The following is a 23,796-nucleotide window of genomic DNA, read 5'->3' on the forward strand; positions in this document are numbered from 1 at the left end:
ATGCACAGGGCGATGGGCAGGCTTGCGCGCTGTCTCATAGGGGGACGGGCGGCGCAAGGCTATTGCAAAGACCCTTCCTCGCGACAGAGCGGAAACGTGCACCCTTCCCAGACCTGGTTGCAACGCGCCTGGGCCAATGCCTATCTGCTGATGGTGTTGACCACGCTGATGTGGGGCGGCAACGCCGTGGCGAGCCGGCTCGCCGTCGGCAACATCTCGCCGATGATGCTGACCTCGCTGCGCTGGGTCGCGGTCTGTGCCGTCATGCCTGTGCTGCTGCGCGACCAGTTGCGCGCGCATTGGCCGGCGCTGCGTGCGCATTGGCGGCTCATCGCGATGCTCGGCGCGCTCGGCTTCACCGGCTTCAACACGCTGATGTATCTCGCGGCCTATTCGACCAGCGCGATCAATATCGGCATTCTCCAAGGCTCGATTCCGGTCATCGTGCTGATCGGTGCCTTTCTGGTCTACCACACCCGGATCACCCTGATGCAGGGGATCGGCGTGGCGATCACGCTGCTCGGCGTCGCGGTGACCGCGAGCCGGGGCGATATCCACGTCCTCACCGCGTTGCGCTTCGTGCCGGGCGACTTGCTGATGATCGCCGCCTGCGTGCTCTATGCCGGCTACACGGTCGGCGTGCGCAAGCGGCCGGCGGTGCCGGGCCTCGTCTTCTTCACGGCGATGGCCTGTTGCGCCTGCCTGGCGTCGCTCCCTCTGCTCGCGGCCGAGATCGCTTTGGGGCGCTCCTACATTCCCACGCCGAAAGGCTGGCTGGTCCTCGCCTTCACCGTGATCTTTCCGTCGATCCTGTCACAGCTCTCCTTCATGCGCGCTATCGAGCTGATCGGGCCCGGCCGGGCCGGCGTCTTCGTCAATCTCGTGCCGGTCTTCGCGCCGATCCTGGCCGTGCTGATCATCGGCGAGCCTTTCGGGCTCTACCATGCGGTCGCGCTTGTGCTGGTGCTCGGCGGAATTTTCATAGCCGAGCGGCTGGGGCGGTAATCAGATCGGCCGTTCTTTGATCTCGGCCGCGAGATTCATGCCAAGCTGCACGAGTACGTCCTTGAGCTTGCGCCTGATTTCGTCGTCGGTGATCTGACTTGAGAGGCTATAGGCCTGCATGACGTGATCGGCGACGCGAGAGGTTGGCGTGATAGCTTCCGCATCGCGCTGCCGCGTAACGTCATAAGCCATCCCGACATAATGTCCGGCGCTGCGCCCCTCGGTCCGATGACATCGGGCAAAGGCCGATATCAAACGCTCGCCCGCAGCCGTAATAATTCGATACTCGCAGCGGAAATCGATGGCAGCCCGGACGCAGCGCTCGATCTCCTGGGCGACGCCATTGCGATCGTCCGGGTGAATGCCCACTACGAAGGCATCGCACCGCGTCCCGCGCATCGCTTCCAACGGATCGACGCCGAAAAGCGCGGCCATGCGGGCGTCAGCATAGAGGCGATCGTTCAGCACGTCCCAATACCACATGCCGATAATGGCATTGTCATTGAGGCCGTCGTCCGCGAACAGCGGAGGCGGCAGCGAGACGCCTCCCTTGAAGACTGAGCTGCGCATGTTGTCTCCCCATCGACCAGACTGCGAGAGGGCTTTCCCCAGCGCAAGGGGAGATAAAGTATAAGCTCAGCAGTTCTCAGCGCAGCGCCGAAACGGCCAGCCGCGCGACATCCGCCAGCGCCGCCTCCCGCTCCTTCGAATCGGCGCGCGAACCCGCGAGATAGGTCACGATGACGAAGCGCCGGCCGTCCGGCAGCGTCGCGATGCCGATATCGTTGGTGGCATGATTGATCCCGTCGGTGGTGAGGCCGAGGCCGGTGCGATGGGCGAAACGGGAGCCTGCCGGCAGGCCGGCCTTGATGCGGTCGGTGCCGACCTTCGATTCCGCGATAATCTTCTCGATAAAGGCGGTATGGGCGGGATCGCGCAGCCAGTTGCCCTTGGCGAAGGCTTCGAGGAACTGCGCGCTCGCTTCCGGCGTCGAGGCGTCGCGCCTGTCCTTGAGCGCGTTCGACAGGGCGGCGATGCGCAGGCGAGGCTGCATCGCCTTGAGCTCGGCGCGGAAGGCCTTCTCGTCCACGACCTGATCCCAGCCGAAGCCCTTCAGCCCGTAAATCTCCGGCTGGAACAGGCGCTCGTAGCGATCGACCGACATGCCCTGGATGCCGCCGTCGCGCAGCATCCTGGTCACGACCTGCGGGCCGCCGATCTCGCGCATCAGCAGATCGGCGGCAGTGTTGTCGCTTTCGCCGGCCGCGAGGCGAATCAGTTCGCGCAGCGGATAGTCGTTGCGCTCGCCCTTGAAGCCTTTGACCAGCGGGCTGTGGAACAGCGAGAAATCCTTGCGGGTGACGGTGATCGGCTGATCCAGTCCGAACTTGCCGACCTCGACCTGCTGCAGCACCGCGACCGCCAGCGGCAGCTTGAACACGCTCTGCATCGGGAACGTCTCGGAGCCGCGATGCGACCAGAGCTTGCGGTCGCGGAGATCCATCAGCGCGACGCCGAGCCGGCCCTTCGACTGCTGTTCGATGCCCCCGATCGCCTTGTCGAGCTTGTCGCGATCCCAGTCGGCGAGGGCCGGGACGGCCGCGAGGCAGGCGAGAGCTGCGGCGGCGAGGGGGGCAACGGCAGGCATGGGCGGTCCTCTGTGATGGGCCATCACAGGGCCGCGATATTGCGGCAAGGTTGCGGCGGTTCACGCCGGCTCGCCGCTCTCCGCGTCGCAAAGCGAGAGCTCGACCGGGCAGCCCTCGATGCCGAAGCATTCCGGCAGGAGCTGGTTCAATCGCTCGCGCAGGGCATCGAGCGTCTCGGCCTCGGTGACGATGCCGAGCTCGCCCACATCCATGGCGTACCAGAGGCCCGCCGCCTCGTCGCGGCGGACCTCGAAGCGGATCGGCTCCGCCGCCCCGGCAGGCGCGGCGACGAGAGCCTTCAGCGGGCCGAGCAAGTCAGAACCGCAGGCGCCGGGCGCGCTTGACCATCGGGATCTCGTGGATCTTGTCGAGCAACTCGTCCGAGATCGGCTCGTCGACCGAGACATAGCAGATCGCGTCGCCGCCCGGCTTGTCGCGGCCGAGCGCGAAGGTCGCGACATTGACGCCAGCCGCGCCCAGCAGCGAGCCGAACTGGCCGATGAAGCCCGGCTTGTCGGCGTTGCGGACATAGAGCATGTGCGGCGCGAACTCGGCATCGACCGCGATGTCGCGGATTTCGACGATGCGCGGCTTGCCGTCCTGGAAGACCGTGCCGGAGGCGTGGCGCGGCATGTCCTCGGCCTCGACGACGATGCGGATGACGCTTTCGAGATTGCCGGCGACCTCGCGGGTCAGTTCCTCGACGACGATGCCCTTCTCCTTCGCCACCATGGCCGAGTTGACCATGTTGATCTCGGGCAGGAAGGGCCTGAGCACGCCGGTGATCGCGGCCGCCGAGATCGCCTTGAGATTGAGGCTCGCGACCGCGCCCTCGTACTCGATGCGGATGCCCTTGATTGGTGCCTCGGTGAGCTGGCCGAGGAAGGAGCCGAGCTTCTCGGCGAGATCGACGAAAGGCTTCACGCGCGGCGCTTCTTCCGCCGTGATCGAGGGGAAGTTGACCGCATTGGTGATCGCGCCCTTGAGCAGATAGTCGCTCATTTGCTCGGCGACCTGCAGCGCGACATTCTCCTGCGCCTCGTTGGTGGAGGCGCCGAGATGCGGCGTGCAGACCACGTTCTCCAGCCCGAAGAGCGGATTCTGCTCGGCCGGCTCGACCGAGAACACGTCGAAGGCCGCGCCCGCGACATGGCCGGATTTGATCAGGTCCGCCAGCGCCTGCTCGTCGACGAGGCCGCCGCGGGCGCAGTTGATGATGCGCACGCCTTTCTTGGTCTTGGCGAGATTCTCGGCCGAGAGGATGTTCTTCGTCTTCTCGGTCATCGGGACGTGCAGCGTGATGAAGTCGGAACGCTTCAGCAGGTCTTCCAACTCGACCTTCTCGACGCCGAGCTGAACCGCGCGTTCGGGAGACAGATATGGGTCATAGGCGATGACGCGCATCTTCAGGCCGATGGCGCGCTCGGCGACGATCGAGCCGATATTGCCGGCGCCGATCAGGCCCAGCGTCTTGGCCGTGATCTCGACGCCCATGAAGCGGTTCTTCTCCCACTTCCCGGCCTGGGTCGAGATATCCGCCGAGGGGATCTGGCGGGCGAGCGCGAACATCATGGCGATGGCGTGCTCGGCGGTGGTGATCGAGTTGCCGAAGGGCGTGTTCATCACGATCACGCCGCGCGCGGTCGCGGCGGGGATCTCGACATTGTCGACGCCGATGCCGGCGCGGCCGATGACCTTCAGGTTCTTCGCCTGCTCCAGGAGCTTGGCGGTGGCCTTGGTGGCCGAGCGGATGGCGAGGCCGTCATAATCGCCGATGATCGCGGCGAGCTTGTCCTTGTCCTTGCCGAGGTTGGGATCGAAGGTCACGTCGATGCCGCGGTCCTTGAAGATCTGGACTGCGGCGGGGGAGAGGGCGTCGGAAATCAGGACCTTTGGTGCGGGCATGGGAGGCTCCGGCTGGCGCCGCGCTGCACAGGGAGCGGTCTGGCGCTGAGAAGGGGGAGGGCGTCATGGTCGCCCTTGTGGCGACCATCCACGTCTTCGCGCGGCTTGGCGCCGCGCTGTCGGATATCGGTTGCGCCGCCTGTCTCGAACGCTCGCGATGCCATTGGCGAAGCGAGGCGTGGATGGTCGGGACAAACCCGACCACGACATGGCGGAGGCGAAGCGCTTACGCGGCCTTCTTGCCCAAGCCCGCCTTGGCCTCGGCGAAGGCATAGGCGATCCAGGGCAGCAGCGCCTTCACGTCGCGCGACTGGACGGTTGCGCCGCACCAGATGCGCAGGCCGGGAGGGGCGTCGCGGTAATGGCCGAGGTCGTAGCCGGCGCCGGCCTTCTCGATGATCGAGACCACCTGCTTGGCGAAGGCAGCCTGCGCGTCCGCCGGCAGGGCCGTCACGGCCGGGTCGGTGAACTTCAGGCACACGCTGGTGTTGGAGCGCGTCTTCGGCTTCACGGCGAGGAAGTCGATCCAGTCGTTCTCGCGCACGAACTTGGCGATGACGCGGGCATTGCCGTCGGCGCGCTTCACCAGGCCGTCGAGCCCGCCGACCTTCCGGGCCCATTCCAGCGCATCGATATAGTCCTCGACCGCGAGCATGGAGGGGGTGTTGATGGTCTCGCCGGTGAAGATGCCCTCGATCAGCTTGCCGCCCGAGGTCATGCGGAAGATCTTCGGCAGCGGCCAGGCCGGCTTGTAGCTTTCGAGCCGGGCGACGGCGCGGGGCGAGAGCACGATCATGCCATGCGCGGCCTCGCCGCCGAGCACCTTCTGCCAGGAGAAGGTGACGACATCGAGCTTCGGCCAGTCGAGGCGCTGCGCGAAGGCGGCGGAGGTCGCGTCGCAGATGGTCAGCCCCTCGCGATCGTCAGCGATCCAGCTGGCGTCGACGACGCGCACGCCCGAGGTGGTGCCGTTCCAGGTGAAGACGACGTCGCGGTTCTTCGTGTCGACCTTCTTGAGGTTCGGCAATTCGCCATAGGGCGCGTCGAAGGTGCGGACATCGGCGAGCTTGAGCTGCTTGACGACATCGGTGACCCAGCCGGCGCCAAAACTTTCCCAGCTCAGCATGTCGACGCCGCGGGCGCCGAGCAGCGACCAGAGCGCCATCTCGACGGCGCCGGTATCGGAAGCCGGCACGATGCCGATGCGGTAATCGGCGGGGACCTGCAGCACCTCGCGCGTCAGGTCGATCGCAGCTTTCAGCTTGTCTTTGCCGATCTTGGCGCGGTGCGAGCGGCCAAGCGGGGCGTCGGAGAGGTTCTTGAGGGCCCAGCCGGGGCGCTTGGCGCAGGGGCCAGACGAGAAGTTAGGCACGCGCGGGCGCGTGCTAGGTGCGGTATTCGCCATCGATGTCTCCATCCTTACAGATGGGCGCGCCCCGTTGGGGGGGCGTGTCCCGTCGATGGGGGTAGAGCCGCTGGGGGTGGGGAGTCAAGGGGATGAAATTATACTTTTATAAGAATGGATCTATCTTCTAATTTTAAGCCATATTCTGATTGATTCGAATATTTTGTCTGTTTCATTGTAGTCACTTTTGTGTTTTGTTAAGAGTTTATTTTGAAAAAACGTCGCGAAATGACGCTTGTCAACTTTATTGACAGAGTAGTATTCTTTTACATCATCAATTACGTCGTTTTGATATATTGATTCAAAAGATTTTTCTTTCAATTCCGGGATGATATCTCCAAGCGTAAACACCTCATTCTCGAGGAGTATGCGCTCGTTAATATATCTCTTCTTCTCTCTCCGGCCCGCTTGATCATCATCCAAGAGAACCTTAAACTCTACGCCCCATCCGCGAAGTAGGCTGACCATGACCGCCATATTCCCTGCGCCGGTAGCGGGGAATATATCGGGCGCGTCGTCAAATTTTTTCTTATTCATAAAGTAATAAAATGCCGGAAAATCGTACTTTCCTTCGATTATTACAGCCGACTCTGCTCTAAGCAGAGGGCTAAAAGAAACATCGAGAGCATCAAGCGCGGGTTGGAAGTACGTTGTTTTTGTGGGATTTGAGCCAACGAAATTGCGGTATCGAACCGCCTTGATATCTGTTTTTACGATCTCAAACGAATCGATTTCATCATCTCGATCATAGTCTGCGGCTTCGTTTCGTACTATGTATGCACTCTCTAGCCATAGTGGATTTATCATGTAGTGAGAATGAGTAGAATAAATAATAGACGTTCCAGATTTAACGATTTTATCAAAAGTTTCAAGAAGTTTTATTTGGGCTTTAGAATGTAAATTCGATGCGGGCTCGTCGAATAGAAAAATCGTTTTTTCACCGGATGGCCTGTTTTTCCTAAATTGCGTGAAAAGTAAGAAAGCAAAAAACCATCTAAATCCAAGGGATCGCTCAGATATACTATAACGTGACTGGCCGTCCACTATGTACATCTCTATGTACGGGACATTCCCTTGGTCTGAATCAAGAAACCAATCAATTCCAATTCTTTTTCCTGATACGTTTCTTCCAAGTATCTCGTTCCACGATCCAAAAACGATTTTCCCTATCTCATTCGCGAGCTGTTGTATGACGGCATCTATCTGTTTCTTCTCATCGGAGGCAAGGAGCAATGCATACAATGATTGATTTTGCTTGTTGCTGGTTTTTATCCTCTCTATTCTATCTATAACATGTTTCTGTATGTTGAGCTTGGAGTTGCTGTTATCAAGTATGTCCTGTATTATTTGATTATAATATTGAGTTATGTTATCTTTCTTGCCATAAAGATAAATCCTTTCTGGTATATCAAACAAGAATGTTGGAAAATATACGATCCTCGGCATCCTGTCGGCCAGGACGTCGCAGCCGTCGCTCCAGATTTGATAATCTTTTTCGTCTTCTCTGTATCGGTACTCTATATATTTCTTTTTTGTTTTATGTCTTAGGTGAAATTCGATTTCCCAAACAGACTCCGCTCCGATGAAGCGGCTATCTTCGAAATTATAAACGGTCTCAAGGGAGAACTGATCGGGGACTTTCGAGCGATCTAAGACCATTTGATATTTTTCGAGATACATAGCTGCGAGTGCTGATCTGTCCGATTCGTCGACAGACGCTATGGCGTTGATAGAAATCTTTCCGCTGAAAGCGGCTTTGCTGTGCTTTGGGATAAATTCATTAGTTGAGTCTTTATCTTCATTCTTAATAAGCGATGATGCGTATTTATCTCTGGTCAAAAATCTAGAAAGTGCTTCAAGAATTGTCGTTTTGCCGCTTTCATTTAGGCCGATTAGTGTAATGACGTCTCCGTCAGTCTTTGAATTTATTTCAATCTTGGTGGATTGAATTCCCTTAAAATTTGAAATATAAAAGCTATTTATTTTCATAGTATTACAGTTATCTCCCGGAGTACTATAATTTTTACGTTAGATGCTTATTTTATCAACGTCGCGTACATTTTGCCCTGAATGTCATGACCCTTACTGCGTGGGCCGCTGTACGAATCCGCGGAAAATTTCTAACAGTTATTGTGCAATGACGTTTCCGGAGTTGTCAAATCTCTGCGTTATTTATCAAGGGCATGGCCTTTCTAGGCTGCCGGGAGCTGGTTGCCTGGTTTGGATCGATATGCTGGACCGTAGGCTGGTTGGAGTTGCTCATGGCTCCCCTTCTTTCCACCCGCCAAGAGCCTCGAATGCCGCGTCTGTGATTTCGCGAGGGGCAATGCCGAGACCAGCGCCCGTAAACTTATCCCCGCCCTCCCACCCCGCCCCTATCCTCACCTCACCTCGTCCCCGAGGGGCAGCCATCCGGAGGTATGCCGTTGGCGGGGCGGGGGCGGCGCCTGCGGGTGGGGTTACGACCCACTCCCGGGAGGCTTCGGGGCACCGCCCTGGGGGTACTACGGCCCCTGTGCGAGGAGCTCGCTAGAACGGTCGGTGGCATCACGCCTTCGTCCCATGCCTGACGAGATGCGACAAGGCGATGAGCCGAACTGGCGTTGAAGGGTTCGCGGCGAAGGATAGCCACAGGCCTGATAAGCGCGGCCCGGAGACTGAAGAACGCCGACAAGCGGAGCGCCACGGGGCGTGCGGATGGTGGCTCAATCCATCCGCGCCGCATCCTGGCTCAATGGAAGCGGCCCGATACCCTAAGCGCCTCGCGGCGCTCCGCTGCCCCTCATCGATCAACGCACGCGGTAACGCGGGCGGGGATTTGGCGTGGGTTCCTTCTCCCCTCGGGGGAGAAGGTGTCTGCGAAGCAGACGGACGAGGGAAGGACACGCGCCGGTGCAAGGCGACCCTCATCCGTCAGCGCTGCGCGCTGCCACCTTCTCCCCCGAGGGGAGAAGGAGAAGACCGCGCGAGGCCGCCGCTCAATCCCCCGTCATCGTCATTTCGGCGTCGGCAGCCTTCATCTTCGGGTTGGCAGTGCAGAAGGCCCTGATCTTCTCCGCGACGCTGGCGGTGTATTCGCTCTTGCGGTGGCCGCCGGATTTCAGCCAGTCGGCGCAGCTCTGCTCCCGGTCGGTGATCCGGGCGGCGGCCGGGGTGGCGAGGAGGAGGCCGGCGAAAGCCAGCAAGGCGAGGCGGGGCATGGTCTGGTCCTGAACGGGCAGCCGCATCACCGGCCTGGCCCTCGGGCGCCGCTCCTGCCTTGCGTCGGGGCGGGATGCAAATGCGATTGTCGCGGAGCCGATGCGCGGGCAGGGCAGTGCGACCGAAGAGGGCAGGCAGGGCCGGGATTTCGTGATAGGCAGCGGCTCGATCCCGCTAGAGCCTTTCCGGCGAACCCAGTTCGCCTCCAAGGCTCCAGCCTTTTGTTTTGACGCAATTCCGGCCGCAAAACCGCTTCGCACTTTTGCTGGAATTGCTTGGAGGTAACGAGACCATGGCCCGCAAGACCCCCGAACAGCTCGCCCAGGAATTCGAGGGCCGCAAGGCCAAGGGGCTGGCCAAGGGCGGGGCGGCGTTCTGGCCGAACATCATCGCCAATGCCGTGCTGAAGCTCACCCAGCAGCGCGTCGAGATCACGCCGGATACGCTGATCGAAATGATCGAGCGCGAGGCGCCGACGCTGGAGGTCACGGTCCGCTCCGGCGCGACGGAGGCCGTCGCGCGCCTGAAGCAGGCCATCGCCAAGGGCTCGTGAGGTTCAGCCGGGCTCGCCGGCGATGACGCCCTTGCGCAGCAGGAAGCAGCCATAGGGTCGGGGATCGCCGACCTGCACGACGGCAAAGGCCCGCCGCGCCTGATCGTAAAAAGCGAAGCGCTCGATTCCCGCGAGCGGCGAAGGGCGGCCGAGCGCCTTGTCGATCTCGGCCTGCACGGCGCGCTGGACATCGGGGATCGCGGCGGCATCGCCGACCACTTCCATGCGCCTGACAGGCTCGGGCTCGAAATCGTCGATCGGCAGCACCGAGAGAATGGCCCGGGCGGCGCGCTGCATCGTCAGGCCGGGCAGGCGGATCAGGCGGCCGCTGGTGGTGGCGCTGGCGATGGTCTCGGCCGGGTGGTTGGCATCGACCAGCGCGAGGTCATCGCCATGGCCCATGGCGGCGAGCACCCAGAGCAGGTCGGCGGAGAGCACGGGGTCGAGATTTCTCAGCATGACGGGCGGCGGCCCCTTTTGGTCAGGTAGATGCGGGCGGCGTTGCCGCCGAAGATCGCGGTGCGCTCGGCCAGGGTGAGCGTCGCGGTGAGGCGCTCGGCGGCTGCGAGCCACTGGTCGTAAGCAGCGGCGAGCGTCACGACAGGCCAGTCGCTGCCCCAAAGCAGGCGCTCCGGCCCGAAGCAGGCCAGCAGCTGGGCTGCGGCCGGCGCCAGCGTCGCATCGCGCCAGCCCGGCCCGGCTTCGGTGACGAGGCCGGAGAGCTTGCAGGTGGTGTTCGGCCGCGCGGCCAGTGCCGCGATGCCGCTACGCCAGGCGGAGAGGTCGGTGCCGGTGAGGTCCGGCTTGGCGCCGTGGTCGATGACGACGGGAAGCTCCGTCTCGCGCCCCAGCAGCTTGAGGAGGGCGGGGATCTGCGGCGGCTTCACCAGCGCGTCGAAGACGAGGCCGTGCTCTCTGAGCGCCGCGAAGGCGGGTGCGAGGGTGGGCTTCGCGAGCCAGTCGGGATCGGGAATGTCCTGCGCCATGGGGCGCAAGCCCACGAGCAGCGGGTCGGAGGCAAGCGCCGCGATGCGGGCGGGCGCGTCGGGCGCCTCGAAATCCGCCCAGCCTACGACCCCGGCGACGAAAGGGGTGGCGGCGGCGAGGGCGAGAAGATGATGCGTCTCGGCCTCGGTCGCGGCCGCCTGGACGAGAATGGTCGAGGCAATGTCGTGCTGCGCGAGATGCGGGGCGAGGTCGGCCGGTTCGAAATCGCGGTGGATGGGCCCCAGCGCCGGCGTCAGCCAGCCGTAATCGTCGCGGGAGAGCCGCCAGAAATGCTGATGGGAATCGATGCGGGGCGGGCTCGTCACAGGCGATTCTCGCGGGGATTCGGCGACGGGGAGAGGTGATCCGGCGACACTATGTGCACGCCAACATGTTAGCTTGCAACCGGATCGAAATGATATTAGCGTCCAGCACGATCGCGGAAGCGGGAGGCGGTTGCCTGCCTCCTGTCCTGCGCGCCATCAAAGGCCTGAAACGGGCCCTGTTCAAGTCCTGGGGAGGACGCCGATGACCGATAGCATTCTCAAGCCGACGCGCCGTGTCCTGCTGGCCGGCGGTGCCGCCGCGGTCGCCTCGCCGCTGGTGCTGCGCAAGGCGCAGGCGCAAGGCGCGTTCGACTGGAAGAAATTCTCCGGCCAGTCGATCGACGTTCTGCTGGTCAAGAATCCGCGCTCGGACCTGATGCAGCAGGCTGAGAAGGAGTTCACCGAGCTCACAGGCATCAAGGTTTCCTCCGAGCAGGTGCCGGAGCAGCAGCAGCGTCAGAAGGCGGTGATCGAGTTCGCCTCGGGCAAGCCCTCGTTCGACGTCAGCGGCATCTCGCTGCATGTGCAGAAGCGCATGGCGGCCAAGGGCAAGTGGTTCGAGAACCTCGACCCCTTCATCAAGAACGCGGCGCTGACCGCGCCGGATTTCGACTTCGCCGATTTCGGTGCCGGCCCGGTCGCCTATGCGCGGCAGGCTGACGGAGCGCTCGATACGATCCCGTTCTTCGTCGATTACTGGATGATCTACTACAACAAGGAGCTCTTCGACGCGAAGAACGTCGCCTATCCCAAGACGATGGACGAGATGTTCACCGCGGCGCAGAAGCTGCACGACCCGGCCAAGGGCGTCGCCGGCTTCGTCTCGCGCGGTCTGAAGAACGCCAATATCCCGGTCTGGACCTCGCTGATGCTCGGCCAGGGCATGGAGACGGTCTCGCCGGAGGGCAAGCTGCTGACCGATACGCCGGAAGCGGTCTGGGCGGCGGAGCTCTATCGCAAGCTCAACAAGGAGACCGGCCCGGTCGGCCAGGTCGGCTTCAACTGGAACGAGTGCCAGACCACCTTCATGCAGGGCCGGGCGGCGATGTGGCTCGACGGCATCGGCTTCGCCACGCCGCTGGAGGATCCTTCCAAGTCCCGCATCGTCGGCAAGGTCGGCTATGGCGTGACGCCGCCGGGGCCGAAGGCGCATTATGCCGGCATGTTCGCGGACGGCATGGGCATCTCGCGCGGTTCCTCGAAGAAGGAGGCGGCCTGGCTCTATCTGCAGTTCATGACCAACAAGAAGAACCAGATCGCCATGCTGAAGGCGGGTGCCGGCGCGCCGGGCCGATCCTCGGCCTATCTCGACACCGAGACGATCCAGGCCTCGAAATTCGGCAAGCAGTATTTCGAGTGCCTGCTGGCTTCGGCCAAGATCGCGCGTGCCGGCCTGCCGCAGATCGTGCCGGTGACCGAGTTCCGCGACGTGTTCGGCGTGGCGCTGACCAATGCGATCGGCGGGGCGGATGTCGCAGCCGAGCTGAAGAAGGCGACGGAGGTCTTCGCGCCGGTGCTCGCCAAGAGCGAGCAGGGCTGAGGCGGCTCTGCGCGGGAGGCGTCATGGTCGGGCTTGTCCCGACCATCGGCGTCTTCCTCGGTCGCGGAGCGGGTTCAAGACGGGGGTGCTCGCCACAAGGGCGAGCATGACGAGTGGTTTCCAGTGAAGCAGAGCGCATGACCAGCACGTCCCTGCCAGCCAGCATGCCGAGTACGACACAAGCGAGCGCCGCTGCGGCCTCGGCGGATTTCACGCCGCGCTACTGGCTGTTCTCGTTGCCGGCGGTGCTGGTCATCGCGGCCGTGATCGTCTTCCCCTGGTTGTTCACGCTCTACATGTCCGGCCAGGACTGGAAGATCGGCGGTGGCGTGGAGTTCGTCGGCCTCGGCAATTTCGCCGAGCTGATGAAGGACCAGCGCTTCATCGAGTCGATGGGGCATACGCTCTATTTCACCGTGTTGGCGGTGGTCCTGCCGATCGTGTTCGGTACGGCGGCGGCGCTGGTCTTCCATCGCGAATTCCCGATGCGGGGCCTGCTGCGGACGATCTTCGTCATGCCGATGATGGCGACGCCGGTCGCGGTCGCGCTGGTTTGGACGATGATGTTCCATCCGCAGCTCGGCGTGCTCAATTATCTGCTCTCGCTGATCGGCATCGGGCCATCCGGGTGGGTCTACGAGCCTTCGACGGTGATTCCGACGCTGGTCATGGTCGAGGTCTGGCACTGGACGCCGCTGGTCATGCTCATCGTGCTCGGGGGCCTCGCGGGGCTGCCGAAGGAGCCCTATGAATCCGCGCTGATCGACGGCGCAAATGACTGGCACATGTTCCGGCACATCACGCTGCCGCTGGTCTGGCCGTTCATCATGGTGGCGATCGTGATCCGCACCATCGATGCGCTGAAGGCCTTCGACACGATCTTCGTGATCACGCAGGGCGGCCCGGGCACGGCGTCGGAGACGCTGAACATCTTCCTCTACCTGCAGGCCTTCCAGTTCTACAAGATCGGCTACGCCTCGGCCGTCGTGGTGATCTTCTTCGTCATCATCATCATGCTCTCGCTGCTGCTGCTCTATGCGCGCCAGAAGTCGAAGTGGAACGCGTGATGAACCGCACGCTCAAGAAACTCGGCTTCTGGGCCTCGGTCTTCGTGCTGGTCTCGCCGGCGGTGCTGGTCTTCCTCTGGATGATCTCGCTGTCGTTGAAGAACGAGCTCGACAACACGGCCTTCCCGCCGGTCTTCATCCCGAGCCCGCCGACGCTGGCGAATTACATCGACGTCTTCGCGAAGAACAATTTCGCGCTCTACCTGTGGAACTCGATCCTGGTCACCGGCGGAGCGGTGCTGCTGGGGCTGATCGTCGGTGTGCCTGCGGGCTACGGCATCGCACGCGGCAAGGCGCATAAATTCGCGATCCTGATTCTGGTCGCGCGCATGACGCCGGCTCTGTCCTATCTGATCCCTCTGTTCCTGCTGTTCCAGATCACGGGACTGGTGGGGTCCGTCACGGCGCTGGTCATCACGCATCTCGTCATCACCATCCCGATCATCTGCTGGATCATGATCGGGTATTTCGAGAATATTCCCATGGAACTCGAAGACGCCTCGCGCATCGACGGCGCCACGACCTGGCAGGCCTTCCGCTATGTGGCGCTGCCTTTGGCCAAGCCCGGCATCGTGGTCGGCGGCATCCTCGCCTTCATCTTCTCCTGGAACAACTTCATCTTCTCGGTGGTGCTCGGCGGCAAGGCGAGCCGGACGCTGCCCTCCGCCGTCTACAACTCGCTGACCTTCGAACAGATCTCCTGGGGGCCGCTTGCCGCGGCTGCCCTCCTGGTGACGTTGCCAGTGCTCCTCGTCACCGTGATCGCCCAGCGCCAGATCGTCGCCGGGCTCTCCGCCGGTGGCCTCAAGGACGGCTAGAGTTCAATCCATCCCGCTCGCGGCAGGCCGCGGGCGGATTTCGTCTCAATCGACATGTCAGTCGCTACTCAGATCTGAAAGTTCTTTCCATGGCACTCTCGCCCAGCCGCTTCGGCCTTTCCTGCGCCATCACCACGCCGATGAAGGAGGGTGGCGCCGTCGATCTGCCGCGCCTCACCCATCATGCCAAGCATGTGCTCGCGAATGGCTGCGACACGGTCACGCTCTACGGCACGACGGGCGAGGGGGCGGCGCTCGGCCTGCCGGCGCGCTCGGCGATGATGGGCGCGCTGATGGGGGCGGGCATCGATCCCGCCAAGCAGATCTATGCGGGCATCGCGGCGTCCTCGCTGCATGAGGCGATCGAGCAGGCGCGCGTCGCGCTCGACGCCGGTGCCAGGGGGCTGCTGGTCGCGCCGCCCTTCTACTTCAAGGGCGTGAGCGACGATGGCCTCTATGCCTGGTTCGCGCAGTTCATCGAGAAGCTCGGCGCCTCGGCCCGCAACGTCATCCTCTATCATATCCCGTCCGTGACGGCGGTCGACATCTCGGTCGATCTCGTGCAGCGGCTGAAGACGGCGTTCCCCGGCATCATCGCCGGCGTCAAGGATTCCTCCGGCAGCTATGCCAACACCGAAGCGCTGCTGAAGGCGCATGGCGAGCTCGCCATCCTGGTCGGCGACGAGCGCCAGCTCGCCAAGGCGGTGCGCAACGGTGCGCAGGGCTCGATCTGCGGCGTCGCCAATCTCGTGCCGCATCTGCTGCGGCCGATGATCTACGAGGGGCAGGACAGCCCGGTCGTCAACGCGCTCGTCGACGAGATCTGCTCGGGACCCGTCATCGCCTCGGTGAAGGCGCTCACCGGCCATGTCCATGGCGATGCCGGCTTCGGCCCGATGCGGGCGCCGCTTCAGGCGCTGGACGAAGCGTCGCGCAAGCGGCTCTTCGCCGCCTTCGATTCGATCACGCAGGCCAAGGCGGCCTGAGGCAAAAGGAGGACGCGTGAACCAGCCGGAGCAGGAACCGCGCGAGGGCGAACCGCTGAAGCTGAGGGAGCGCGCCTATGCCTCCTTCACCGAGCGGCTGCTGGCGCGCGAGATCAAGCCTGGCCAGTTCGTGACCCAGCGCGAGCTCGTCGCAATGACGGGCTTTCCGCTCGGCGCCATCCGCGAGCTCGTGCCGCGGCTGGAGGCGGAAGGGCTGATCAAGACGGTGCCCCAGCGCGGCATGCAGGTCGCGCATGTCGACCTCAACCTGATCCGCAACGCCTTCCAGTTCCGGCTCCTCCTCGAGAAGGAAGCGACGGCGATCTATACGCAAACGGCGACGGATGCGGAGATCGCCGGGCAGCGCGCCCGTCACGAGGCGATCATCGCGCGGGCCGAGGCCGGCGGCGACGAGCGCCTGATCGAGGATGCCGAAGACACCGACCGGCTGATGCACGAAGCGATCATCGATCATCTCGACAACGACATCGTCAGCCAGGCCTTCCGGGTGACCTGGCTGAAGATCAGGCTGATCCGCCAATACGAGACGCGCATCCAGAACCACATCCTGGTGCCGGTGATGCGCGACCACCTCAAGATCATCGCCGCGATCGAGAGCCGCGACCCCGAGCGCGCCGCGGACGAAATGAGTATCCATATCGGCAACGCCCGCGCGCGGGCGATGCAGTACTGAAATCCGCAGTCATCACGAGCCGGAAGAACCGGCCGCTTCCGGGAGGGAACAGGCGATGAAGAAGCAGACGAGGCGCGAATTCATGGCCGCTGCAGCGGCGGGGTCGGCTGCGATCGCGGCGCCCAATATCCTGAGGGCGCAGGCGCTGGTGCTGCGCTGGGCCGACGGCCAGCCCGCGACCCATCCCTCCTCGCAAGCCGCGGTCAGGGCGGGCGCCGAGATCAAGGAGAAGACCGGCGGGCGCATCGACATCCAGTCCTTCCCGAACGGGCAGCTCGGCTCCTCGCGCGACATGGTGGAATCGGTCGCCTCGGGCGCGCTGACCATGGTGACGGAAGGCGCGGCCCAGCTCGGCCAGTTCGTGCCGCAGCTCTCGATCATCGAGGCGCCCTATATCTGGAAGGATGCGGCGCATATGACGCGTGCGCTGAAATCCCCCCTGATGGACGAGCTCAACGCCGCGCTCGTCGCCAAGCGCGGCATGCGCATGATCGGGGTGAACTATTACGGCGTGCGCCATGTCACCAGCGGCAAGAAGGCGATCAACTCCATCGAGGACATGAAGGGCTTCAAGCTGCGCGTGCCGGAGGTCGATACCTTCCGTGCCATGGCGGAAGCCTGGGGGGCGCGGCCGACGCCGCTCAACTTCTCCGAGCTCTATCTCGCCCTGTCGCAAGGGGCGGTCGACGGACAGGAGAATCCGCTGCCGACCATCGCCTCGGCCAAGCTCGCAGAGGTCCAGAAATACCTCGTGCTGACCGCGCATATCATCACCCCGCGCCTGGTGATCGTGAACGAGGCGGCCTGGAAGAAGATCCCGCAGGCCGATCGCGACCTCGTCACCGCGGCGATCGACAAGGCCGCGACCTGGCAGGACAACGAGATCCTGGAGCAGGAAAAGAGCCTCGCCGACAGCCTCGCCAAAGGCGGCATGACGGTTCTCAAGCCCGATCAGGACGCCTTCCGCAAACCGGTGCTGGCCAGCCTTCCGGCCAAGTTCGAGAGCAAATGGGGCAAGGGGCTCTGGGACCGCATCCAGGCCCTGTAGGGGTCTGACCCCCCGTCTCCCCTCCTTCCAGGTCTCCTTCCTTCCAAGCTCTGTGCGAGCGGCGCATGGAAGGAAGCCCCCAGATCGTTTCCGGCCTTTCCCGGCCCTTTTCGGCGCGCTTTGCAGGCGCGATCGGGAGAGTGCGGGCCCTACCACGGCTTCCATCGCGAAGAGATATCGTCATGACAATCCTGCTCAAGCTGTTCGACCGCCTGATGGAGGGGCTCGCGGCGGTGCTCATCGTCGCGCTCCTCGTCACCGTCTCGCTCGGCATCGTCACGCGCGCCTTCGGCGAGCCGCTGATCTGGACCGACGAGGTTTCGCGCTTCATGATGCTGTGGGTGGCGGTGACGGGCTGGATCCTGGCCAGCCGCAAGCGCGCCCATATCCGCATCCGCTTCTTCCACGACCTGCTGCCGCCGCCGGCCTGGCGCTCGGCGGAAATTGTGATGCAGCTCGCGATGGTCGTGCTCGGCCTGCTGATACTCCATTACAGCGTCCACCTCGTCACGGTGAACTGGGACCTCGAGGCGACGACCGTGCCGCTCTCGATGGGGCTGCTCTATGTGCCGATGCTGCTGGCCGGTCTCGTCACCGCCTTGCAGGGACTGGCGGAGCTCGTCGACAATATCCGCCTCTGGAACGTCTCGCCGCATGTCGCGCTGCAGGCGGAGCTTCCGGCTCAGGAGATCGTGGAATGAGCACGCTGATCTTTCAGATCGCCGGGGTCTGGCTGCTGTCGATCCTGGCGGGTTTCCCGCTCTTCGCCTCGATGGGGCTCGCCGCCTTCGCCTTCGTGCTGATCGGGGACCTCTCGGCCACGATCGTGCCGCAGAAGATGGCGCAGGCGATGAACTCCTTCCCGATCGTCGCGGCGCCGCTCTTCATCCTGATGGGCAGCATCCTCGGCGCGGCGCGCATCACCGACCGCATCGTGGCTTTCGCCACCGCCGTGATCGGCTGGGTGCGCGGCGGCTATGCCCATGCCTCGATCCTGACCAGCATGATCTTCGCCGGGATGGTCGGCTCTGCCGTCGCGGATGCGGCGGGTTCGGGCGCAATCGAGATCCGGGCGATGCGCAAGGCCGGCTACAAGCCGGAAACCGCGGCCGCGATCACGGCGGCCGCAGCGACCGTCGGGCCGATCCTGCCGCCCTCCCTGCCGATGGTGATCTACGGCGTCACGGCCGACGTCTCGATCGGCCGGCTGTTCATCGGCGGCGTGATCCCGGGCCTGCTCATGGGCCTTTCGCTGATGGTGATGGTCGCGTTCATCGCCAAGCGCCAGGGCTTCCAGAAGCAGCCTTTCCGTGGCTTCCGGGAGATCGCGCGGACCTTCGCGAAGAGCTTCTTCGCCCTGCTCACGCCGCCGATCATCCTGGTGGGAATGTTCTCGGGCGCGTTCACGCCGACGGAGGCGGCCGCTGCGGCCTGCCTCTATGCCCTCTTCCTCGGCTTCTTCGTCTATCGCACGCTCGAACTGAAGCATCTCGGGCCGATCCTGATCGAGACGGTGGAGACCACCGGCCTCGTCACGGTGCTGGTGATGGCGGCAGGCGCGCTCGGCTGGTGCATGTCGATCTCGCGCGTGCCTCAGACGCTGACGCCGCTGATCGTCGAGACGGTCCAGAGCCCGTTGATGTTCCTGCTGGTCTGCAACCTGATCCTGCTCGTCGTGGGCTGCTTCATGGAGGCGCTGGCGGCGCTCCTGATCCTGATCCCGATCCTGGTTCCCGCGGCGACCAGCTTCGGCATCGATCCGGTCCAGTTCGGCATCATCATGATCCTGAACCTGATCCTGGGAACGATCCACCCGCCGATCGGGGTCGTGCTCTTCGTGGTGACGCGCATCGCCAACGTCTCCTTCGAGGCGATGTCGAAGGCGATCCTGCCCTGGCTCGTGCCGCTGCTCGTGGTCCTGGTGATGATCACGCTGTGGCCACCGCTGACGACCTGGCTGCCGAACCTCCTGATGGGGCCCTGAACCGGAGCCGGAGCGCACTTAAAGCAACTGCGCAATTCTCCGAATCGCACCGTTGCTCTAAGTCTTTATTCTATAGCATTTTCTTCACGCGAACCGGGGACCCCTTCGCTCGAAAATGCTCTCAGCTCTCCGGCTCGCCGCCATGGTCGAGATAGCGATCGACCGGAAGGACGATGTCCTCGTCCAGCGTGCCGATCGCATCCTCGTCCTTGTCCTTGTAGGGGATCGCCTTCAGCACGTAGCGGATGGCGTTGAGGCGGGCGCGGAGCTTGTCGTTGCTGCGCACGACATGCCAGGGCGCGGCCTTCTTCGAGGTCCGGGCCAGCATCTCGTCGAAGGCGCGGGAATAGTCGTCGAAGCGCGGGATCGCCTCGAAATCGATCGGCGAGAGCTTCCAGCGCTTGAGCGGGTCGTGCCAGCGGGCGTGCAGGCGCGTCATCTGCATCTCGCGTCCGATGGTCAGGAAGAGCTTGATCAGGCGCACGCCGTCACGGACGAGCATGCCCTCGAAGGCCGGCGCCTCATCAAGGAAATGCTCGGTCTCCTCTGGCGTGCAGAAGCCCATGACGCGCTCGACGCCGGCGCGGTTGTACCAGGAGCGGTCGAAGAAGACGATCTCGCCGGCGGTCGGCATCTCGGCGGCATAGCGCTGGAAATACCACTGGCCCTTCTCGGTGTCGGACGGCTTGGGCAGGGCGACGATGCGGGCCTGCCGTGGATTGAGATGCTGGGTGAAGCGGGCGATGGTGCCGCCCTTGCCGGCGCCGTCGCGCCCCTCGAAAACGATGACGATGCGTTCGCCATGCTTGGCAGCCCAGCGTGTCAGCTTCTGCAATTCGATCTGCAGCGGCTCCATCTCGCGATTGTAGCGCTTGCGCTTCATCCGCTTGCCATAGGGATAGTTTCCGCTGTGATAGGCGGCGTCGATGATCGCTTCCGGCAGGCTGTCGGCTTCGATGTCGAAGCCCTTGGCCTTGCCGGACTTGGCGCGCGCCTTGGCCGTCCTGTCGTCGTCTTCCGACGGCAGGACGATGCGATCCTTCACGTCCGAGCCTGAGAATTTCTTCGCCATCGAGATGTCTCCGCTTTGCCGACAGCCTAGCCGGCTAGAGCAAATCCGCAATTCCCCGAATGGCGGAATGGTTCTAGCTCCTTGTTCTGTCACATTTTCTTCATGCAAGCCGATGTCCGGTTCGCTTGCAGAAGCTCCGGGCCACGGAAGGGAATTGACGCCCGCTGCGCTTCCGCTCAGGAAGAGGCCCCGTCGGCATCCGCCGTCTATTTTCGGGTTCTCCATGGTCAATCTTTCGGCTTCCAATGCCGCGCTGGTGCGGGACGTGGTCGAGGCGTTCGGCGCGCCGGCCGTGCTGCTCGACGGGCAGGGCGTGGCGCAGGCGCTGAGCCCGGCCATGCCCGTCCTGATCCCGGGGCTGGCGGTCGGCAAGCTGCTGGCGCTCGTGCTGCGCGACCCCGATCTCAACGACGCGATCGAGCATGTCGCGCTCGAGGGCGGACGCAAGACCGTCGAACTTGTCGAGCGCGTCCCGGTCGAGCGGACCTTCCGCATCCATATCGCGGCGCTGCGCGACAGCGGTTTGCGTCACGCGACGCTGCTGACCTTCCAGGATCTGAGCGAGCAGCGCGTGATCGAGCGCATGCGCGTCGATTTCGTCGCTAATGCCAGCCATGAATTGCGTACGCCGCTCGCCTCGCTGCTCGGCTTCGTCGAGACCTTGCAAGGCCCGGCGCGCAACGACGAGCGGGCGCGCGAGCGCTTCCTCGGCATCATGCGCGAGCAGGGCCTGCGGATGGCGCGGCTGGTCGACGACCTCTTGTCGCTGTCACGGATCGAGCAGCGCGCTCATGTCGCGCCGGACACGCCGGTCGACCTGGCCGGTATCGCCCGCGAGATCGTGGATTCGCTGACGCTGATGGCGCGCGAACGCGACGTCACGCTGTCGCTGAGGAAGCCGCGCGAGGCGCTGCAGGTGCCGGGCGACCGCGATGAGTTGCTGCGCCTCATGGAGAACCTCGTCGAGAACGCCATCAAATACGGCAAGCCCGGCGGGGAGGTCGTGATCGCTGTCGAGACCGGCGATAGCGAGGCGAGCTTCAGCGTGCGCGACGACGGGCCGGGGATCGCGCCGGAGCATCTGCCGCGCCTGACCGAGCGCTTCTACCGGGTCGACACGGCCGCGAGCCGCGAGGCCGGTGGCACGGGCCTGGGTCTCGCCATCGTCAAGCATATCGTGCTGCGCCATCGCGGGCGCCTGACGATCGAGAGCAAGCCGGGCGAGGGCGCGACCTTCAAGGCGATCCTGCCGCGTTTCGAGGCGGGACGCGCCCACGGCTAGTCCGTGCATGCAGGGCATTCATGACAGCTTTCATGACGGATTGTCATTTGGCTGTCATACAGAGGGTGTTCTGACAGGGCCGTTGCATATAGCGACCCAATGAGGACATCTCACATGCGCAAGATTCTCGTTCTCGCGGCCGTTGCCGCCGGGATCGCCGGTTCCGCCCAGGCTGCCGACATCACCGGCGCCGGCGCGACCTTTCCCTTCCCGATCTATGCCAAGTGGGCCGAGGCCTACAAGAAAGACACGGGCACCGGCCTGAACTACCAGTCGATCGGCTCGGGTGGCGGCATCCGCCAGATCAAGGCCAAGACCGTCGCCTTCGGCGCCACCGACGCCCCGCTCAAGGGCGAGGATCTGAGCAAGGACGGCCTGATCCAGTTCCCGACCGTGATGGGCGGCGTCGTGCCGGCCGTGAACATCGCCGGCGTCGAGCCGGGCAAGCTCAAGCTCTCGGGCGAGATCATCGCCCAGATCTATCTGGGCGACATCAAGAAGTGGAACGACCCGAAGATCGTCGCGCTCAACGCCGGCGTCACCCTGCCGGACGCGAACATCAACCCGGTCTATCGTTCGGACGGCTCGGGCACGACCTTCGTGTTCACCGACTACCTCTCCAAGGTCTCGGCCGAGTGGAAGTCCAAGATCGGCAACAACACGTCGGTGCAGTGGCCGGTCGGCATCGGCGGCAAGGGCAACGAGGGCGTCTCGGCCTCGGTCAAGCAGGTCGCCAACTCGATCGGCTATGTCGAATATGCCTATGCCAAGCAGAACAAGCTCTCGTACGCCCTGGTGAAGAACGCCGACGGCAACTTCCCGGCGCCGGAAGAGAAGGCCTTCCAGGCCGCCGCCGCCAACGCCAACTGGCAGGAGCAGCCCGGCTTCGGCATCTCGCTGAACAACCAGAAGGGTGCGCAGGCCTGGCCGATCACCTCGGCGACCTTCATCCTGGTCTATGCCAAGCCGGAGAAGCCGGAAGAGACCCAGGCTGCCCTGAAGTTCTTCGACTGGGCCTACAAGAACGGCGACAAGCTCGCCAGCGACCTCGACTACGTCGCCCTGCCGGCGAACGTGAAGGACCAGGTCCGCAACGCCTGGAAGGGCGTGACCGACAACGCCGGCAAGCCGATCTTCTGATCGCTGCCACCGAACAGGCGAGGCGGGTTTCGACCCGCCTCGCCATCCTCTTCAAGCCCCCATCCTGAGGAGCCCCCGTTCGGGATGCTCTTCAGGATGAGGGCTGGGATCGGGCGGACCCACCGACGATCCCGGCCATGCCACCGGAGCCTCCGCGGATGACCGCAGCAACCGACATGACGAGCATTCCCGGCGCGACGCCGATCGTGCGGAAGACGCCGAAGGCGACCTTCGATGTCATCTTCCGCAATGCCAGCTTCGGCGCCGCGCTGCTGGTGCTGGTGCTGCTCGCCGGCATCATGGTCTCGATGGTCATCGGCGGCTGGCCGGCCTTCCGCGAATTCGGCCTCGGCTTCATCACCTCCAGCGTCTGGGATACGCAGAACGAGCAATATGGCGCCTGGCCGGCGATCGTCGGCACGCTCTCGACGGCGCTGATCGCGCTGGTGATCGGCGTGCCGCTCTCGCTCGGCATCGCGGTCTACCTGACCCAGCTCGCTCCGGCCTGGTTCAAGAAGCCGGTCGCGACCGCGATCGAGCTGCTCGCCGCCGTGCCCTCGATCATTTACGGCATGTGGGGCCTGTTCGTCTTCGTGCCGCTCTTCGCGGCCTATGTGCAGATCCCGCTCTCGAACATCGTCGAGGGCATTCCGATCGTCGGCACGGTGCTCTACTCGCGCTCTCCTTCGGGGCTGGGCATCTTCACCGCCGGCATCATCCTCGCCTTCATGATCGTGCCGTTCATCGCCTCGATCACCCGCGACATGCTGGAGCAGATCCCGTCCGTGCTGCGCGAGAGCGCCTACGGCATCGGCGCGACGACCTGGGAGGTCGTGCGCCACGTCCTGGTGCCGCAGGCCGGCGTTTCGATCATCGGCGCGGTGATGCTCGGCCTCGGCCGTGCGCTCGGCGAGACCATGGCGGTGACCTTCGTGGTCGGCAACGCCAACCGGCTCTCGGCCTCGATCCTCGATCCCGGCTCGACCATCGCCTCGCGCATCGCCAACGAATTCAACGAGGCGCTGGGCCTGCAGCTCAACTCGCTGATCGCGCTTGGCTGCATCCTGTTCTTCGTCACCTTCGTCGTCCTCGTCATCGCGCGACTGCTGGTCGCCCGCGTCAAGCGCTACTGAG

At 63.7% G+C, this 23,796-nt stretch carries 23 protein-coding genes; 13 read left to right on the plus strand and 10 right to left on the minus strand.

Annotation, left to right across the window (positions count from 1 at the left end; all coding sequences use genetic code 11):
* Window positions 1-96 precede the first annotated feature (96 nt).
* The gene (locus tag Q0Q36_RS12345; RefSeq protein ID WP_293798475.1) at window positions 97-1,005 is read left to right on the plus strand and encodes a DMT family transporter; all 909 of its coding nucleotides are present in this window, start codon (window positions 97-99) and stop codon (window positions 1,003-1,005) included.
* Here Q0Q36_RS12345 and Q0Q36_RS12350 read toward each other — a convergent pair whose 3' ends face one another.
* The 7 genes from Q0Q36_RS12350 to Q0Q36_RS12380 all read right to left on the minus strand — a co-directional run bounded on the left by Q0Q36_RS12350 (window position 1,006) and on the right by Q0Q36_RS12380 (window position 9,164).
* Window positions 1,006-1,575 (minus strand): PAS domain-containing protein, encoded by a 570-nt coding sequence (locus tag Q0Q36_RS12350; RefSeq protein WP_293798476.1) that lies wholly within the window; start codon window positions 1,573-1,575, stop codon window positions 1,006-1,008.
* 76 nt (window positions 1,576-1,651) lie between these two features.
* Window positions 1,652-2,653 carry a class A beta-lactamase gene (gene bla, locus Q0Q36_RS12355; RefSeq protein WP_293798477.1) on the minus strand — a complete coding sequence of 334 codons (1,002 nt, stop codon included), beginning with the start codon at window positions 2,651-2,653 and terminating at the stop codon, window positions 1,652-1,654.
* Between the two features lie 60 nt (window positions 2,654-2,713).
* Window positions 2,714-2,968 carry a DUF1902 domain-containing protein gene (locus tag Q0Q36_RS12360; protein WP_293798478.1) on the minus strand — a complete coding sequence of 85 codons (255 nt, stop codon included), beginning with the start codon at window positions 2,966-2,968 and terminating at the stop codon, window positions 2,714-2,716.
* 1 nt (window position 2,969) lies between these two features.
* Window positions 2,970-4,559 carry a phosphoglycerate dehydrogenase gene (gene serA, locus Q0Q36_RS12365; RefSeq protein WP_293798479.1) on the minus strand — a complete coding sequence of 530 codons (1,590 nt, stop codon included), beginning with the start codon at window positions 4,557-4,559 and terminating at the stop codon, window positions 2,970-2,972.
* 226 nt (window positions 4,560-4,785) lie between these two features.
* Window positions 4,786-5,964 carry a phosphoserine transaminase gene (locus tag Q0Q36_RS12370; protein ID WP_293798480.1) on the minus strand — a complete coding sequence of 393 codons (1,179 nt, stop codon included), beginning with the start codon at window positions 5,962-5,964 and terminating at the stop codon, window positions 4,786-4,788.
* A gap of 120 nt (window positions 5,965-6,084) precedes the next feature.
* On the minus strand, window positions 6,085-7,953 hold the full coding sequence (locus Q0Q36_RS12375; RefSeq protein ID WP_293798481.1) for an AAA family ATPase: 1,869 nt from the start codon (window positions 7,951-7,953) through the stop codon (window positions 6,085-6,087).
* A gap of 989 nt (window positions 7,954-8,942) precedes the next feature.
* Window positions 8,943-9,164, minus strand: a complete 222-nt coding sequence (locus Q0Q36_RS12380) for a hypothetical protein (RefSeq protein ID WP_293798482.1) — start codon at window positions 9,162-9,164, stop codon at window positions 8,943-8,945.
* A 293-nt stretch (window positions 9,165-9,457) separates the two neighbouring features.
* On the opposite strand from Q0Q36_RS12380, the gene Q0Q36_RS12385 reads away from it, so the two are divergent.
* Entirely contained in the window at window positions 9,458-9,718 is a 261-nt protein-coding gene (locus Q0Q36_RS12385) for a hypothetical protein (RefSeq protein WP_293798483.1), read from the plus strand.
* A 3-nt stretch (window positions 9,719-9,721) separates the two neighbouring features.
* On the opposite strand, the gene Q0Q36_RS12390 is transcribed toward Q0Q36_RS12385, so the two are convergent.
* Entirely contained in the window at window positions 9,722-10,177 is a 456-nt protein-coding gene (locus Q0Q36_RS12390; protein ID WP_293798484.1) for an RbsD/FucU domain-containing protein, read from the minus strand.
* Window positions 10,171-11,031, minus strand: a complete 861-nt coding sequence (locus tag Q0Q36_RS12395) for an amidohydrolase (protein WP_293798485.1) — start codon at window positions 11,029-11,031, stop codon at window positions 10,171-10,173. The genes Q0Q36_RS12390 and Q0Q36_RS12395 overlap by 7 nt, the downstream gene beginning before the upstream one ends.
* Window positions 11,032-11,233: 202 nt before the next feature.
* Here Q0Q36_RS12395 and Q0Q36_RS12400 point away from each other — a divergent pair, with 202 nt between their 5' ends.
* The 8 genes from Q0Q36_RS12400 (at window position 11,234) to Q0Q36_RS12435 (ending at window position 19,168) form a co-directional block, all read left to right on the plus strand.
* A complete protein-coding gene (locus Q0Q36_RS12400; protein ID WP_293798486.1) occupies window positions 11,234-12,571 on the plus strand; it encodes a sugar ABC transporter substrate-binding protein in 1,338 nt (445 codons plus the stop codon).
* Window positions 12,572-12,735: 164 nt separating this feature from the next.
* On the plus strand, window positions 12,736-13,638 hold the full coding sequence (locus Q0Q36_RS12405) for a carbohydrate ABC transporter permease (RefSeq protein WP_293798503.1): 903 nt from the start codon (window positions 12,736-12,738) through the stop codon (window positions 13,636-13,638).
* Complete coding sequence (locus tag Q0Q36_RS12410; RefSeq protein ID WP_293798487.1) at window positions 13,638-14,456, plus strand: carbohydrate ABC transporter permease; 819 nt, start codon at window positions 13,638-13,640, stop codon at window positions 14,454-14,456. The genes Q0Q36_RS12405 and Q0Q36_RS12410 overlap by 1 nt, the downstream gene beginning before the upstream one ends.
* A gap of 89 nt (window positions 14,457-14,545) precedes the next feature.
* Window positions 14,546-15,442, plus strand: coding sequence for a dihydrodipicolinate synthase family protein (locus Q0Q36_RS12415; protein WP_293798488.1), 897 nt, complete (start codon window positions 14,546-14,548; stop codon window positions 15,440-15,442).
* Between the two features lie 16 nt (window positions 15,443-15,458).
* The gene (locus Q0Q36_RS12420; protein WP_293798489.1) at window positions 15,459-16,136 is read left to right on the plus strand and encodes a GntR family transcriptional regulator; all 678 of its coding nucleotides are present in this window, start codon (window positions 15,459-15,461) and stop codon (window positions 16,134-16,136) included.
* Window positions 16,137-16,191: 55 nt separating this feature from the next.
* Window positions 16,192-17,184 carry a sialic acid TRAP transporter substrate-binding protein SiaP gene (locus tag Q0Q36_RS12425; RefSeq protein ID WP_293798490.1) on the plus strand — a complete coding sequence of 331 codons (993 nt, stop codon included), beginning with the start codon at window positions 16,192-16,194 and terminating at the stop codon, window positions 17,182-17,184.
* 182 nt (window positions 17,185-17,366) lie between these two features.
* Window positions 17,367-17,885, plus strand: coding sequence for a TRAP transporter small permease (locus tag Q0Q36_RS12430; RefSeq protein WP_293798491.1), 519 nt, complete (start codon window positions 17,367-17,369; stop codon window positions 17,883-17,885).
* Window positions 17,882-19,168: a TRAP transporter large permease gene (locus Q0Q36_RS12435; protein WP_293798492.1), complete on the plus strand. Its 1,287-nt coding sequence runs from the start codon at window positions 17,882-17,884 to the stop codon at window positions 19,166-19,168. The genes Q0Q36_RS12430 and Q0Q36_RS12435 overlap by 4 nt, the downstream gene beginning before the upstream one ends.
* A 121-nt stretch (window positions 19,169-19,289) precedes the next feature.
* Here the strand turns inward: Q0Q36_RS12435 and ppk2 are convergent, their stop codons facing one another.
* On the minus strand, window positions 19,290-20,240 hold the full coding sequence (ppk2, locus tag Q0Q36_RS12440) for a polyphosphate kinase 2 (protein WP_293798493.1): 951 nt from the start codon (window positions 20,238-20,240) through the stop codon (window positions 19,290-19,292).
* 223 nt (window positions 20,241-20,463) lie between these two features.
* Here ppk2 and Q0Q36_RS12445 point away from each other — a divergent pair, with 223 nt between their 5' ends.
* The 3 genes from Q0Q36_RS12445 (at window position 20,464) to pstC (ending at window position 23,795) form a co-directional block, all read left to right on the plus strand.
* Window positions 20,464-21,522, plus strand: a complete 1,059-nt coding sequence (locus tag Q0Q36_RS12445; protein ID WP_293798494.1) for an ATP-binding protein — start codon at window positions 20,464-20,466, stop codon at window positions 21,520-21,522.
* A 114-nt stretch (window positions 21,523-21,636) separates the two neighbouring features.
* Window positions 21,637-22,662, plus strand: a complete 1,026-nt coding sequence (gene pstS, locus Q0Q36_RS12450; RefSeq protein ID WP_293798495.1) for a phosphate ABC transporter substrate-binding protein PstS — start codon at window positions 21,637-21,639, stop codon at window positions 22,660-22,662.
* Between the two features lie 158 nt (window positions 22,663-22,820).
* Entirely contained in the window at window positions 22,821-23,795 is a 975-nt protein-coding gene (gene pstC / locus Q0Q36_RS12455) for a phosphate ABC transporter permease subunit PstC (RefSeq protein ID WP_265056061.1), read from the plus strand.
* The last annotated feature ends 1 nt before the right edge of the window (window position 23,796 follow it).

Origin of the sequence: uncultured Allobosea sp., assembly GCF_945957345.1 — a bacterium.
In the GTDB taxonomy this organism is placed as follows: Bacteria; Pseudomonadota; Alphaproteobacteria; order Rhizobiales; family Beijerinckiaceae; genus Allobosea.